This is a genomic window from Roseiconus lacunae, assembly GCF_008312935.1.
Taxonomy (GTDB): Bacteria; Planctomycetota; Planctomycetia; order Pirellulales; family Pirellulaceae; genus Stieleria; species Stieleria lacunae.
This window is the reverse complement of record NZ_VSZO01000005.1, coordinates 64423-77654: the sequence shown is the minus strand read 5'-3', so window position 1 is coordinate 77654 and position 13232 is coordinate 64423. Positions and strand designations below refer to the sequence as shown.

Annotated in this window: 10 protein-coding genes; 5 read left to right on the top strand and 5 right to left on the bottom strand. The window is 54.6% G+C overall.

Features of this window, described 5'->3' with window-relative positions:
- Positions 1–47: 47 nt before the first annotated feature.
- Positions 48–797, bottom strand: coding sequence for a DUF4198 domain-containing protein (locus FYC48_RS08820; protein WP_235034155.1), 750 nt, complete (start codon positions 795–797; stop codon positions 48–50).
- A 798-nt stretch (positions 798–1595) separates the two neighbouring features.
- Between FYC48_RS08820 and FYC48_RS08815 the strand changes: the two genes are divergently transcribed.
- Positions 1596–2501: an SDR family oxidoreductase gene (locus FYC48_RS08815; protein ID WP_149496337.1), complete on the top strand. Its 906-nt coding sequence runs from the start codon at positions 1596–1598 to the stop codon at positions 2499–2501.
- A gap of 51 nt (positions 2502–2552) precedes the next feature.
- The gene (locus FYC48_RS08810) at positions 2553–3125 is read left to right on the top strand and encodes a DUF421 domain-containing protein (protein ID WP_200836573.1); all 573 of its coding nucleotides are present in this window, start codon (positions 2553–2555) and stop codon (positions 3123–3125) included.
- Between the two features lie 368 nt (positions 3126–3493).
- Here the strand turns inward: FYC48_RS08810 and FYC48_RS08805 are convergent, their stop codons facing one another.
- Positions 3494–3844, bottom strand: a complete 351-nt coding sequence (locus FYC48_RS08805) for a hypothetical protein (RefSeq protein ID WP_149496336.1) — start codon at positions 3842–3844, stop codon at positions 3494–3496.
- Between the two features lie 290 nt (positions 3845–4134).
- Between FYC48_RS08805 and FYC48_RS08800 the strand changes: the two genes are divergently transcribed.
- The gene (locus FYC48_RS08800) at positions 4135–4665 is read left to right on the top strand and encodes a hypothetical protein (protein WP_149496335.1); all 531 of its coding nucleotides are present in this window, start codon (positions 4135–4137) and stop codon (positions 4663–4665) included.
- A gap of 173 nt (positions 4666–4838) precedes the next feature.
- Positions 4839–5042 (top strand): hypothetical protein, encoded by a 204-nt coding sequence (locus tag FYC48_RS27680; protein ID WP_160149408.1) that lies wholly within the window; start codon positions 4839–4841, stop codon positions 5040–5042.
- 227 nt (positions 5043–5269) lie between these two features.
- On the opposite strand, the gene FYC48_RS08795 is transcribed toward FYC48_RS27680, so the two are convergent.
- On the bottom strand, positions 5270–6205 hold the full coding sequence (locus tag FYC48_RS08795) for a YybH family protein (RefSeq protein WP_160149407.1): 936 nt from the start codon (positions 6203–6205) through the stop codon (positions 5270–5272).
- A gap of 543 nt (positions 6206–6748) precedes the next feature.
- On the opposite strand from FYC48_RS08795, the gene FYC48_RS08790 reads away from it, so the two are divergent.
- Positions 6749–8404, top strand: coding sequence for an alpha/beta hydrolase (locus FYC48_RS08790; RefSeq protein ID WP_149496333.1), 1656 nt, complete (start codon positions 6749–6751; stop codon positions 8402–8404).
- Between the two features lie 213 nt (positions 8405–8617).
- Here FYC48_RS08790 and FYC48_RS08785 read toward each other — a convergent pair whose 3' ends face one another.
- On the bottom strand, positions 8618–11749 hold the full coding sequence (locus tag FYC48_RS08785; RefSeq protein WP_149496332.1) for an efflux RND transporter permease subunit: 3132 nt from the start codon (positions 11747–11749) through the stop codon (positions 8618–8620).
- Positions 11749–13095: an efflux RND transporter periplasmic adaptor subunit gene (locus FYC48_RS08780; RefSeq protein WP_235034154.1), complete on the bottom strand. Its 1347-nt coding sequence runs from the start codon at positions 13093–13095 to the stop codon at positions 11749–11751. The genes FYC48_RS08785 and FYC48_RS08780 overlap by 1 nt, the downstream gene beginning before the upstream one ends.
- Positions 13096–13232: the final 137 nt, after the last annotated feature.

Genomic DNA, 13232 nt, shown 5'->3' with positions numbered 1-13232 from the left:
CTGGTTTCGAAATGATCTTTCGTATCATTCCCACCGCCGTGTTCCGATCAGGATTTGATCGCCGGTAACACCAGCGTAATGTTGTGCCGGACCAGCTCATAAGCCTCGCCATTTTCTTTGCCTGGCGTAGCGAATTCCACGCTGCTGCGCAACGTCAGGTCGCCGTTTGAAGGTCGAGTGAGTTTGACTTTGCCCTTCGCATCCGTCTTGACGTTCTTTCGCAATCCATCCGCACCTCGAATGAACACCATTCGGTCGGGGACAGGTTTGCCTTTCCAGAGCAATGTAAATTCGTAGTCGTTCCCGAAGTTGTGGGGAACTAGATCAAGGTTCAACTGTTCGGCGTAACCGAGTTCGTGCATCGCATCGTGCGACTTCACTCGCAGGTTTCGCGCGTAATAGTGGAGCAACACCTTTGTTGTCCCATATTCGTACACTCCGAATTTACCATACGAGTCGACGCTGTACTCCTCGGCTTTTGGCAGTCCGACCTGCATCCAACGAAGTTCACCTTCGTTAACCTCTTTGGCGCGGATAGGTTCCGGGGCAGGGTCTTCAATCGTTCGGATCCAAACATCGCTTTTTCCCAAAAAATGATCGAGGTAGTGTCCGTCGCCCGGCCGTGCCGACTCCTCGAAATAGATGTTGGTACCGGTATTTGGCTCCTGCTCGTGATCGACGGAGATCCACAGATAATGCGCATTTGCGTTCACGCCAAAGCAGAAAACTCCGACGGCAATCCCGAGGTATCCTAGCCAACGGAACGCAATCGTGGATGGAGAAGTTAATTGGATCACGTTGATCTCCTGATTGATGGTTCGCGAGGTCGAATCTATGAAAAAGTCGAGTCCGCACTAATGTCCTCTGCCAGCTCGATTTTTCAACCTGACGAAGCTCAAATCACAAATCTACACCAGTTTTTCGTCCAATTTTGAAGTCGTGCGACGAGTGAACAAGTCAGTGACCCGGCGCACAGATGGCGGTCCTTTGGCGATGTTGTCTGCAGAAAGAGCAATGCGGAACCAGATGATCCAACGCGTCGTCTGATTCTGATCCAACGCCATGCCGATCCTCGTGGGAGTTTTCATTCCCTGGGCTGATTTACTGCAATTCAGCGAAGCCCGCTCGGTCGCGCAAGAGAGCATCTGAATTCGCCCTCAATTTGCATTCCTCAAACGAACGCGAAAAATTCGTCGACGTTTGCAGTTTGATTTGCGGATTGGCGTTGGCCGCGATTTCCGTGCAATAACCGGGGCGAACGCCCGTTGGCTGTTGAGTCGAAGCAGACTTCTGGTCTCGACATGACCCCAGACCAGATTCATAAGAAATGTCTTCCTCGCAATGTTTCCTTCGCAAGGCATTGGCTCAAAACTTGCAACCAGCAAAAAAAGCGAGCGTCCAGCGAATAGCTACTTGAAATGAGACCGAGCAGAATCGTCGGTGCGTCAACGCTGTTTATTCGATCGCCGATGCCGCTTCGAACAACGTTGACGCAGTGAGCAGAGGCTCAGCGAAGTTTATCAACAGATCAGAGCAGAATTTGCTCCTGTTACGAATCCAAGTTGTTTCCGCCACCCCCAAATTTAGAAATTGCAATGTCAATGTTAAGCACAGAAGAACGTATCGAACTAAAAGACCCTCGCGAGATCTACGCGAAGCCACCGTTTGACCAACAAAGCAAGATCAAGATGCCGGGTAAGACCAGTGAAATGATCCCGACGCCGAATCACGGAGAATCCAGCTATCAAGGAAGCGGTAAATTACGCGGGCTCAATGCGTTAATTACCGGATCGGATAGTGGGATCGGACGCGCGATCGCGGTTTGCTTTGCGCGGGAAGGGGCAAATGTGGCGATCAACTATCTGAGCGAAACTGCCGATGCGGAGCAGACTGCAAACTTGGTTGATGATTGCGGAGTGCGATCTGCTGTGTTTCAATCTGACTTGACATCCGAATCGAACTGCCAGGAATTAATCAACAATTCCGTCAACGAACTTGGCTCGATCGATATCTTGGTCAACAACGCCGCATACCAAGAGACGCGCGAATCGGTCGAAGCATTTTCATCTGACCTATTCGATCGAATCTTCAAAACAAATGTGTATGCTCCTTTTTGGCTAAGCAAGGCGGCGATCGGCAAGCTTCCGGCAGGAGGATCCATTATCAACACAGCATCGATCCAAGGGTACAACCCGTCAGCACACCTTTTGCCATATTCGGCAACAAAGTCCGCGTTATTGGGAATGACAAAAGGTTTGGCGAAACTAGCTATCGAGCATGGGATCCGGGTCAACGCTGTTGCACCGGGGCCGGTCTGGACGCCTCTCATTCCAGGATCGATGGAGAAGGAAAAAATCGAGCAATTTGGCGCGAATACGGTATTCGGCCGTCCGGCTCAGCCGATCGAGCTTGCGCCGCTTTATGTCTGGTTGGCAAGTCCAGAGGCAAGCTACGTCACTGGCGAAGTATTCGGATGCACCGGAGGAAGGACTCCGGTTTGAGCCCCCTTGCGATGCATGGCCCCATTTCAACGACTTGGTACGAAGACAGTGATGATTGACCAAAAGATGTTTTTTGACGGCTGGGCACCGTTGCTGAGAACGACGATCCTGGGGACACTCGCTTACATCGCATTGATCATGATGTTGCGCGTCAGCGGAAAACGCACGCTCTCAAAGATGAATGCATTTGACTTCGTTGTCACGGTTGCATTCGGGTCGACGCTGGCGACGGTGCTTATCTCACGTGACGTTTCTCTCGCGCAGGGCGTCGTCGCGCTGGCGTTGCTCATTGTCTTGCAATTAGTTTGTACGTTTCTAGCGACACGATCCGCTAGCTTCCAACGTCTCATCAAAGCGCAGCCCACCTTGATCTTTTTTCGAGGCCGGTACTTGGACGATGTCCTTCGGCGGCAGCGCGTTACCCAGGAAGAAGTCGTTGCCGCAATTCGCTCCAAAGGGATTGCCGATCCAGAGTCTGTCGATGCCGTCGTAATCGAATCGGAAGGTACTTTGACAGTGATTGCTGACAATGCAGGTTCGGTCGGTAGGCTCTCTGACGTTGGAGTCGAGGTGGATCAGCCGCTCACGGGTAAAAGGGACTTTCGTAAAGCACAGTGCAACTGATTCGCCAAAACAAAGCTTCGTGAGTCATGCCTTCCTTTTCACCCGTAACGAAGGGTATCAAGTTGACACCTTCTATCGAATGTTTGCCACCGGGGCTTCCGCCAGCCACGACGACGGCGGTACGCGAGATATCGATCGCAATCACCGCTGCGACGTAACAAGCCCAGGCAGGAAATAATGACCACGCATGAACCTGTCGATCGCGTCTTCGTTGCGATCGCCAATGAGGAAGGCGAAATAGAGTCCGAGCGTTTGTATTTGGCTGCAATTCAAATTTATATTGATCCGCCATAGCCGGGGATGATGTCCACCGGCTGGCGCGTCGCCACGGATTCGCAATGGGAGCGAGTTAGCGGCAAGGCGAATTCTTATTGCTTCGAACTCGACTGAGACTCCGGCTCATCGAGACGTACCATGGTCCACTGTTGCGATTGGCCTTCGCTGAAATGCAGCAGTGCACCCGATTCATTTTCCGTTAGGTTGTAGATCCCAGTTTCCATGATTGGCCATTCTTCACCGACGGGCCCCCAGGCGGCACGTTGCGAATCCTGATCCACCATGCCTTCGACTTCGATGGTCTTGTCGGTCGCAGTGTTCTGGAACGTGCCGGCGATGATTCCTTCTTTGGAAACCGCAAGCTGTAAGAAAAGGGTTGCGTTTTCAACGTCGGAATCTTCTGAGTCGGTCAGGGCGAACACTCCTAGCGGTAACCATTCCATTTCGTCGACGTCGACTTCGGGGACACTCGCGGCGATTTCCTGAGCCTGGGCCGAAAATTCGTCTGCGGTCGCAATGGTCTCACCGTTGTAAACGACTGTGTCACCTTCGTAATACAGGTTGTTGCCATAATCGTAGTAAACCGGTTGGCTGTTGTTGCCATAAGCCCACCAACTGGTCAGAGCGACGGGCGTTGCCCAAGTCCACCAATTGTACCGGTAGCCACTCCAGTTCCAGTGCCATCCGGGCCTCCAAAACGGACGATTGTAGATTGGTAAATGAGCCGGCGGAGGTGGTCGATAGCCAGGGGGACGATAGCCTGGTGGTCGTTGCCCCGGTGGGCGATATCCAGGAGGACGATTCCCCGGAGGCCGATAGCCTGGCGGGCGGTGATGCGGCGGCGGACGGTATCCGGGCGGCCGATAACCCGGTGGACGATTGTTGGGCGGCCGATCTGCGGGCAGGGTTGAAGGACGATCAGTCGGCCCACCTGCACCGGGACGCTCACCTGCACCGGGACGCTCACCTGGGCCGGGACGATCACCTGGGCCGGGACGATCACCTGCACCGGGACGATCACCTGCACCGGGACGATCACCTGCACCGGGACGATCACCTGCACCGGGACGATCACCTGGGCCGGGACGATCACCTGAGCCAGCACCGGGAGGTCTTTGTCCGGGGCGATCCGGATTTGGCGCAGGTCGTGTCGCGGCTCCTGGCGTGGAAGGTCGTGGTCGATTTTGAAGAAAGTCGCCAGCGGCATTGCCCGGTCGGGTTGATGGTCGAGTCGAAGGCCGATTCAAATCTAGAAAGTCGTTGAGTTGCCCTTGAGAAGGTCGCGACGCGGGGCGATTGCTCGGAAACGAAGGACGAGCACTCGGCCGGCTGCCTTGTCCGGGAAGTTGAGAGGGGAATCCAGGGCGGGTGCTGTTTCCGGGCAGGGTGCTCGGTCGGTTCGTCGGAAGGTTGGGGCGGCTCCCCGGAGAGGGTTGGATGCCGGGACGCGACGGAGTGCCACCAAAGTTCGGGCGCGTTGCCGGAGAACTTGGCCGGGTCGTCGGGGATCCTGGCCGCGTCGATGGAAAACTTGGGCGACTGCTCGGCGTGGAGGGGCGGATCGAAGGGCTTGGCCGGCTTATCGATGGACTGGGGCGACTCATCTGGCTGGGTCGACTCATCGAAGGGCTGCGGTTGTAACTCGGCCGGCTCATCGATGGGCTGGGGCGATTCATCGAAGGACGACTTATTGACGGACGCGCCCCGCCACCGCCACGCGCACCACCGACGCGGCCTCGCTGAGCCGAGACTTCGTGACAGCAGTGCGTTGTCAGGAAAGCCAGCGCCAGAAAAGCGAAATTTGCTCGTAACATCCGTTTCATCATATGACTCTGTGAGTGGGTGGATTTTATCTGACGCTGGTGAGGTTAGCGTGGTCGGACAACCGTTTCGTCAAGACTGGGCAAGAGCGTCCCGTCCAACACACGATTGATCTTTTTCCAGCGGTACGTTCCGTCATCTTGCGGGGTGTAAACGCTGACGAACGAGCCTTGAGATCCGTTGTTGAGTGTCGCGACCGAAGAGACGGTCCAGCGGCCATCGCGTTCCAGCCAAATCCCTTTTACAAATCCGCCATCGGAATCAAATAGCCAGCTATTAATTTCCTTTGTCGCAGCATTCCAGCCGATGATTTGCAAACCGGACGAATCCACATCGCCTTCAGAAATGACTTTGTACTTGCGATAGAGATAACTTTTATTTTCTGTCCAGTCACAAGTGAATTCGACTGCGGTTTGTTCGTCGGCGTCGATCCAATCACCGACCAACCATTCAAGACGCTGTAGCTGCAAAATGCCTTCAGGAGTTCGCTCGATCTCTTCCTCAGTTACACGATCGATCAGCCAGCGTCCTTCTTGTTTTAAGTAGACCACCTGATAGGTCATTTGAATCGATTCAGCTTGCTCAACTAAAACGGTCGCTAACCCGCGTTCGATCGCCACGTTCGGAGAAACCAAATCAATCGACTCGGTTTGCAAGTCAAGCTCGAACGCCACATCACTGGAAAAGTGTTGCTCGAATTGTGCCCTCAGGTCGGCGTGCCCGGCGGTTCTTTCCTCGGACGTTCGATTAACGTAAACGCCTTCGGCAGTCCAATGCTTGACCAACGCGTCGACGTCCTTTGCCCGGAAACTATTCAGATAACTCTCCACCGCTGCTTCGATCTCGGCGATCGCGTCGTCAGTCGCAGACGCGTGCTTGTCACCAGTCGCTTTTTCGGCGCCGGTATCTTCCTGCGCGATCGCGGAACCGCACACGCCGATCGCGATCAATAGTCCACAGAACGACAATAGAAAACGACTCATGAAGACAGCCTTTAAACTAGCTCGGTTTGACATGAACGATCGGCAGATAGTAAAGCCCACGGCGAGCTTCGGAATACATCGCGGTTACGGTCGGTTTCGTCGGTGCGTTTGCCCGCTGAGCGGTCGAATTCGGTGGGGATGGCCGCACCGTGGCAATAGTGGCACCGGGTGTCCAGCGGTACCGTATCATTCGGAATTAGCCGCCTAACACCGACGCTTGACGGTCCATCATACATCTCAAATCTGGCGACAAGCAAGTTTGTGCCCTCGTTCCGATTGAATTTCTTCCTTAGCTGAGTCGCTTGTTTCAGTCGTGTTGTTTACAGATACTGACGATGGCTTACGTCGGTCGAGTTGGTCGGCCCGGGCGGATCGGTTCGCCGTGAATCGTTTAGCAGCACCACGCGGGGCTGGACTCGCCTGACCCAAGCTATGCCCAATCGCTAAGCCCAACCGATCAGCCGGGTCATGAAATTTCTGCGAAGATGATTTCCATGCTGGCCGTAAGATTTTCACACCCTTTGCCCGCGTCAGGGAGCGACGATGAAGAAACTCTTGCTCGACTACAAGAATTCATTTTCATTCGTTGGGCTTAGCGTCGCCGGCTTGTTTTTCGCGGCTTCGGTGACGCCGTCGCTGCTACCACGCACCTTCGTCGTTCAAGGAATCCTCTCAGGATTTTCGTTGGCGATTGGTTATGGCGTCGGCCTTGCCGGACTGTTTTCGTATCAGTTTCTCGGCTTGCGCGAACCGGAAGGCCGAGTTCAGGTGATTGCCAAGCGTATCACGGTCGTCTTGGTCGCCGTTGTTTTCATTGGATTCATTTGGCGTATGACTGCCTGGCAGAATTCAATTCGAGAGCTGATGCAGATGGAGCCTCTAGAATCCGCTTATCCCTACCGCACCGCGATCATTGCAATCGCCGTCGGCGCAATACTTGTCGCATTCGCACGAGCGTTTGGATGGAGTTGCCGGTTCGTCGCGGACAGACTCGACCGATTCGTTCCACGAAGGATCGCTTCAGCTGTCGCGGTGGTGTTTGTCAGCGTGGTGATCATGACCTTGTCAAACGACTTGATCGTTAAGAATTTGCTCAACGCAGCCGATCATTTCTTTGCCAATCTTGACGAGATAAGTGATGAAGTTCCGGCGAAACCAACGGAAGAGTTCCTAACCGGAAGCGATGAATCATTGGTGAGTTGGAATTCGATTGGCCGCCAAGGAAAGTTCTTTCTCGCTGGTGGCCCCACCAAAACCGACATAGAAACGCTTTGGCAAAGCGACGCGGACCATCCGATTCGCGTCTACGTTGGCTTGCGTTCTCGTCCCACGCCGAAAGATCGTGCCAAGCTTGCGCTCGAAGAACTGAAACGGGTCGGCGGCTTCGAACGATCTGTTTTGATCGTTGCCACACCGACCGGAACTGGTTGGTTAGATCCTTCGGCAGTCGATACGATCGAGTACCTTCACGGTGGCGATACGGCGATCGTCAGCACACAGTATTCGTACTTACCGAGTTGGATCACAATTTTGATCGATCCCGAACGTTCGATTCGGTCCGCGCAAGCTCTCTTCGACGAAGTCTATTCGCACTGGAAAACCCTGCCCAAAACGTCGCGGCCAAAGTTGTACCTGCAAGGGTTGAGCCTTGGTTCGCTCGGTTCAGAGATCTGCTCAGACATCTACACCGTGTTCGAAGATCCGATCGACGGAGCGGTGTGGAGCGGACCACCGTTTCCCAGCCGGCGTTGGCGGCAAGCGATCAACAATCGCGTGGAAGGAACTCCGGTTTGGCTCCCTAAGTTTCGCGACGGACGATTATTGCGTTTCACCGCTCAAGAAAACGCACTTGAACCCGATCGTCCTTGGGGACCGATGCGCAACGTCTACATCCAGCATGCAAGCGATCCGATGGTTTGGTTCTCGCCAGACTTAGCCTGGAGTCGCCCGCGGTGGCTGGGGGATTCGCGTGGTCCTGATGTTTCATCGCAGTTACGGTGGTATCCGATCATCACGTTCTTACAAATCGGATTCGACATCCCGATGGCAACGACCGTACCGATCGGATTCGGACATAATTATTCCCCATCAAGCTACATCGACGCGTGGGTCGCAGTCACCGATCCGCCGTTTGCCGATCCCAAGCAGCGGCGCCAACTTAAAGATCACTTTCGGTCGCTGGACACCCCCAAACCCTAATGTTCTGTCAACATTCCAAGGAAGATAAGCCAATTGGCGGACGCCACGGTATTCGTGCAATTTCTAAGGCCACCGCACGTTGGCCGATATTCGAGCCCACGTTTTTTTTCTAGACGAAGCACCTGTTGCTATCCGCCGTTGCGATGGATCTGTTTTCTGACAGATTTTTTTACGGCCTGTCATGGTTTACCTCGCCGGGAATCAGCGTTCGTTTTAGGATGGCTTGACAGACTCGTTTTGCGGCTTCCAACGCTCAGCTAAACCTTGGAAGACGACGAAGAACGTCGGGACAAACAACAGCGCGAAAACGGTTGCCGCTGACATTCCACCGACGACCGCCATACCGACGGCTCGACGACTTGCCGCCCCGGCACCGCTGGCGATCAGCAAAGGGAGAAACCCTAGGATTGAAGAAAACGCGGTCATCAAGATGGCTCGAAACCGCAGACTTGCTGCCTTCGCAGCCGCATCTCGAATTCCCAGTCCCTCACGGCGCTGCTCACTGGCGAACTCTACAATCAAGATCGCGTTCTTACTGGCCAGTGCCACCAACAGAACGATGCCGATTTGCGTGTAGGTGTTGTTGTCACTTCCGGAAAGGTACAACGCAATGACCACGCCGAGCGCTGCCAACGGCACGACCGCAACCACAGCGGCCGGACTCGTCCAGCTTTCATATTGGGCGGCGAGCACCAGGAAAACAAACAAGAACGCGAGTCCAAATATCGCGAATTGCCCGCCCGCAGCCGCCTTTTCTTGGAACGACATCCCCGACCAAGAAAAGCCATACGTACTCGGCAAGCTAGCGCCGGCAATTTCTTCCATCAAAGTCAACGCGTCGCCAGAGCTGACGCCCGGTGCGGCGGCACCGGTGATCGTTGCACTGGGATACAAATTGAATCGACGAATCACGTCCGGGCCAAAGTCGTCTTTAACCGAGAGCAACGTTCCCAATGGAACCATGTTGCCGGCACTGTCCCTTACATCGAGGGTTTTAATGTCATCGGTCGAATCACGATATTGAGGCTCCGCCTGCATCCGGACCTGATACGTTCGGCCGTTGTAGGTAAAGTCATTGATATAGGCGGCACCAAGTGACGACTGCAGTGCCGAATAGATGTTCGTCAGCGGAACATTCATCGATTTCGACTTCACGCGATTGACATCGACGAACAACTGCGGCACGCTCGCACGGAATGTGGTGTTGACTCCCCCGAGGTTGGATTGGCCCCTCGCCGCCTCAACCACGTTATCGGTCACGTTTTGTAGTTGCTGATAGCTTCCGCTGCTGCGGTCTTGAATCTCCATCGAAAAACCGCCGGCCATCCCCAATCCGTCGATCGCTGGCGGCGTAAAAGAAAACATGATGGCCCGCTGTTCGGACGCAAGTTTTGATTGTAGGTACTGCTGGATTGCTCGAATACTTGTTTCGTCAGACTGCCGTTCCGACCATTCATCTAGAATGAGAACAGCGAAACCGACATAGCTTCCTTGTGTTCCGCCGAGCAAGGAGTACCCCGTAACACTGATCCAGCTTTCCAGACCTGGAGTTTCTGCGAGGATACCATCGAGGTCTTTCATGACTTCGTCGGTTCGCTCTTTGCTTGCCGCGTCCGGCAATTGAACGTTGACGAAAACCACGCCTTGATCTTCGTCCGGCACAAATCCCGTGGGAATCTGCAGGAATGACCAGCCTGTCAGTGCGAGTAACCCGACAAAGACAATCGCTACGAATGTGGTCATGCGAACCAAGCGCCCGATCACGGCGCCGTACACCGAGGTGACTCGATCGAAGATCTGGTTAAACCAGCGAAAGAAAACGAAGCGATTCTCGTTGGTGGTCGGTGGACGAAGAAAAATACCACACAGCGCGGGACTGAGCGTCAATGCGTTGAGCGTACTAATGACAACTGAGCCGGAGATCGTCAACGCGAACTGTCGGAACAATTGCCCCGTGATTCCTCCCATGAAGGCACAGGGAACAAACACGGCAAGCAAGACAAGCGTGGTGGCGATGACTGGCCCGGTAATTTCCGACATCGCCTTGACCGCGGCGTCTTTCGGTGACAAACCGTCTTCGAGGTGGCGGCTGGTGTTTTCGACCACCACGATCGCATCGTCGACCACAATTCCAATGGCTAGAACGATACCGAATAACGACAGCATGTTCAGGGAAAATCCGATTCCGCTCATGATCGCAAACGTGCCGACCAGCGAGACGGGGATCGCGGCTACCGGAACAATGGTCGCTCGCCAGTCTTGCAAGAAGACAAAGATCACCAAAACGACCAAAACGATGGCAAGCATCAGCGTCGAATAGACTTCTTCGATCGAAGCGACGACAAATTCGGTCGCGTCGTAACTGATGTTGTATTCCAAGCCTTTCGGCCAACTCGGTGAACTCGACAGTTCCTCCAGTCGTTTCTGGATTGCTTCGGCGGTGGACAACGCGTTCGCACCGGGAAGCTGGTAGATCCCCATGATCGCCGCCGGTTGCCCCATGTACCGACCGGTCAGTGCGTAGGTCACGCCGCCAAGTTCGACCCTCGCGACATCACCGACCCGCAGCACACTGCCGCTTTCACCGGTACGAATGATGATGTTTGCAAACTCTTCTGCGTCCTTCAGTCGTCCGGCGGCATTGACCGAAAGCTGAAACGGCGTCCCATCTGGGGCGGGAGGGCCTCCGATCTGTCCGGCCGCGACTTGCACATTTTGCTCTTTGATCGCAGCAGTCACGTCATCGACGGTCAGACCACGTTGTTTTAATTTACGCGGGTCCAACCAAACTCGCATGCTGTAGTCGCCGTCTCCGAACACCTGCGTGCTGCCGACACCATCGATCCGACTGATTTCATCTTGGATATCCAGCGCATAATTGCTTAGGTAGCGGGCGTCGAAGGCTCCGTCGGGCGAGGTGATTGCAAGAAACTGAATGATTTGCGGCGATGTCTTTTTTGTCGTTACACCTTGAGCACGGACTTCCGGGGGTAACTTGGCCTCGGCCGAACCGACAAGGTTTTGCACCAGGACGGTAGCATTGTCGACATCGGCGTCGATTTTGAAGGTAATCGTCAGCGTGTACGTGCCTTCGTTCGTGCTCGAAGAAGACATGTAGATCATATCTTCAACGCCGTTGACCGCCTGTTCAATCGGTGCGGCGACGGTTTCGGCAACCGTTCGTGCATTCGCCCCGGGGAACGTTGCCGTCACCTGAACGGTCGGCGGGGAGATCGGTGGAAATTTCTCGATTGGCAGAACACCAAACGAAACCCATCCCGCGATCACGATGACGATCGAGATCACGGTGGCAAAAATTGGCCGGTGAATAAAGAAGCGTGACATTACGATGCAGACTCAACTTCCTGTGGCGAATCAGCTTGCCCACCGGTGTTTTTTTCGGCGTCCCCGTTACCGGGCGATTGAACCGGAGCAGTCTCGGACTCCGGTTTTGATTCCGAAGGTCGCGATTCTGAACCCGCTTTCAGTTCGATCGCAGCTTTCAAGATTGGGCTGTCGTCGGTAGAAAGCTCAGTCAACTTGGGATCCACCGCCGCACCGGGACGGGCGCGTTGAATGCCATCGACAACGAATTGCTCGTCTTTATCAAGACCGTCGGTGACGAGAACCCAGCCGTCAAGTTTTTGCCCCAATCGCACCGGGCGTTGTTCGACTCGATTGTCGCTGCCGACAACCATCAAAAACTGACCTTGCTGACTTCCCATGATCGCTCGTTGCGGAACCAGCACCCCGTCCTTGACTTGGTTGACCGGCAAACGAACGGTGACAAACATCCCCGGTAGCAGGTCGTCGTTGGGGTTATCAAACACGGCTCGCAACGACAACGTTCCCGTTTGTTGATTGATCCCAGTTTGATCAACGTATTCCAGCTTCCCCCTTCGCCACTGACTGTCCGCTTCATCGCGTTGCAGATACACCGGTACTTTTGACCAATCGACCGGGCCGGATCGGCGATCCTCGGGACGCTGTTTCATCAACTCCAGTAACGTCCGTTCGTCAATCGTAAAATAAACATAGATCCGTTCACGGTCGACAATCGATGCCAACGAAGATCCATTGTCGGCGAGGTTTCCGCGATCGATCAGTGTCCGTGAGATACGTCCGGAGATCGGAGCCCGAACGGTCGTGTAGTTCAGATCCAGATCGGCTTGGGCCAAAGCCGCCTTTGCCACCGAAAGTTCCGCTTGGCTAAGCTCGATCGCGGCGTCCGATCCACGGCTCTGTGCGACGGCAGCGTCGCGTGCCGCCAAGGCTTGATCGTACTCCGACTGCGAGCCCGCATTCGACTCCAACAACTTCTTGAAGCGTCTCAACTCATTCTCTGATCGCTCGACTTCAGCCGCGTTGGCTTCTTTCGCAGCCTTCGCCGCGGAGATCGACGCGGTCGCGGATTCGACCTGAGCCTCCGCCTGCATTTTCGCCGCGGCGTATTGCTCGGGTTCAATTCGGTATAGCGGATCGCCTTCGCTGACGACTTGCCCCGGTTCGAACATCAATTCTTCGATGAAGCCACGAACACGGGCACGGACCTCGGCACTGTTCGTTGCCTCGGTTTCTCCGTTGTTTTCATAGAACAACGTCATGTCTTGCTGGACCGGCTTCGCCGTCGTCACCGTTGGCGGAGGCGGTTCGACAAAATCGTTGTCCGGCCGAGAACATCCGCTAGACATCATCCCAATCGCGAGACAGAGTGATGAAAGGAACGCCCAACTGTTAGTCTTAAGATTCAAAGCCACCTGGATGCCGTCTAGTTAAACGGATGTGTTTGATCGTGGCGAAGTGTCGGCACCAATTACCCAATATCGAT

Excerpts from the sequence above, each read along its gene's own strand:
- FYC48_RS08805 (WP_149496336.1), bottom strand. The coding sequence starts at position 3,844 with ATGGAATGGTTACCGCTAGGAGTGTTCGCCCTGACCGACTCAGAAGAT.
- FYC48_RS08795 (WP_160149407.1), bottom strand. The coding sequence starts at position 6,205 with ATGAGTCGTTTTCTATTGTCGTTCTGTGGACTATTGATCGCGATCGGC.
- FYC48_RS27680 (WP_160149408.1), top strand. The coding sequence starts at position 4,839 with ATGCCGGGACGCGACGGAGTGCCACCAAAGTTCGGGCGCGTTGCCGGA.
- FYC48_RS08790 (WP_149496333.1), top strand. The coding sequence starts at position 6,749 with ATGAAGAAACTCTTGCTCGACTACAAGAATTCATTTTCATTCGTTGGG.
- FYC48_RS08785 (WP_149496332.1), bottom strand. The coding sequence starts at position 11,749 with ATGTCACGCTTCTTTATTCACCGGCCAATTTTTGCCACCGTGATCTCG.
- FYC48_RS08815 (WP_149496337.1), top strand. The coding sequence starts at position 1,596 with ATGTCAATGTTAAGCACAGAAGAACGTATCGAACTAAAAGACCCTCGC.
- FYC48_RS08810 (WP_200836573.1), top strand. The coding sequence starts at position 2,553 with ATGATTGACCAAAAGATGTTTTTTGACGGCTGGGCACCGTTGCTGAGA.
- FYC48_RS08780 (WP_235034154.1), bottom strand. The coding sequence starts at position 13,095 with ATGTCTAGCGGATGTTCTCGGCCGGACAACGATTTTGTCGAACCGCCT.